Source organism: Ideonella sp. P3_A4 (genome assembly GCF_056403075.1).
The window spans coordinates 1-1,103 of the sequence record NZ_JBFUGE010001144.1; the positions used below are offsets into that span (position 1 = coordinate 1).

A 1,103-nucleotide genomic window follows, 5' to 3' on the forward strand; every position below is an offset into this window, starting at 1 on the left:
GCGCCACCCTGACCACTACCTCAGCTATCAGGGCACGGTGCGCAAGGTCAGCAAGGAACATCCCGAGACCGACCAGCAAGCCAGCGGCAGCGCGCGCCAGATCGACGCCCTGCCCTCTGCACGGCCGCGGCCCGATCTGAAGAAGGCCGCACGGCGCCGCAAGCTCGCAGAGAAGAAAGAACGCAAGCAACGCGGCAAGCCCAAACCTCGGCCCGTCGCCAAGCAGCCCACAGGCCCTTGAGCGAGCCACCCGCCTTGCGCTTCGGTACGAGCAACGCCGTCAACGAGGAGTGCGATCCATGACCACCACGCGCCAATTCATCCGCGCAACCACGGCCGCACAGCGCCGCGAGTTGCAGCCCGCCGCCGATCGAACGTGCCAACGAAAGCCGGCGCCCAACGCCGTGGCCGACGACAGCCCCCGGCAGACCGCGCAGCGACGGCAACTGACACAGCTGAACACCGGCACCGGGCAGGCGCCGCCCCGCAACGCGCTGCCCGAGACTATGCGGCAAGGCATGCATGCACTGTCCGGCGTCGACCTGGGCCAGGTTCAGGTGCACTACAACTCGTCCAAGCCCGCGCAGTTGCAAGCCATGGCCTATGCGCAAGGCAATGACATCCACCTCGCCCCGGGGCAGGAGCAGCACCTGGCCCACGAGGCCTGGCACCTGGTACAGCAGCGCCAGGGCCGCGTGAAACCCACCGCTGAAGCCGGCGGCGTGGCGATCAACGACAACCCGGGCCTGGAGCGCGAAGCCGATCAGATGGGCGCACGAGCCACCCAGATGAAACCGGTCCAGCGCAAGACCGCGCACGCCAAGGGCTGCGGTTGCGCCGGTTGCACGAGCGGCGGGGTCAGCCTRCAACTCAAGCAAGCCAGCCCGGCCGGCCAGCGTGTGCATCAGCTGGTGAAGTGCTCGCACGGGCACGAGAACTGCGGCAACCCGAACCATTACCTCGGCGGTGCCCCGACCGGCCGCTACAAGAACACGACCGGCCACCACGACCCGACGATCGACAAGAGTCGCAAGAAGGCAGTGAAGAAGGGCTACACCGGCAAGCGCGGCAAGAAGCCGAAGTAAGAGCCGAGCGCACTGAGG

Annotated in this window: 2 protein-coding genes; both read left to right on the top strand. The window is 67.7% G+C overall.

The annotated features are described in order from the left end of the window. A partial coding sequence (locus tag AC1DYI_RS36510) for a hypothetical protein (RefSeq protein WP_477208967.1) occupies positions 1-241 on the top strand: 241 nt, incomplete at its 5' end. Positions 242-299: 58 nt separating this feature from the next. Continuing rightward, on the top strand, positions 300-1,085 hold the full coding sequence (locus AC1DYI_RS36515; RefSeq protein ID WP_477208968.1) for an eCIS core domain-containing protein: 786 nt from the start codon (positions 300-302) through the stop codon (positions 1,083-1,085). The last annotated feature ends 18 nt before the right edge of the window (positions 1,086-1,103 follow it).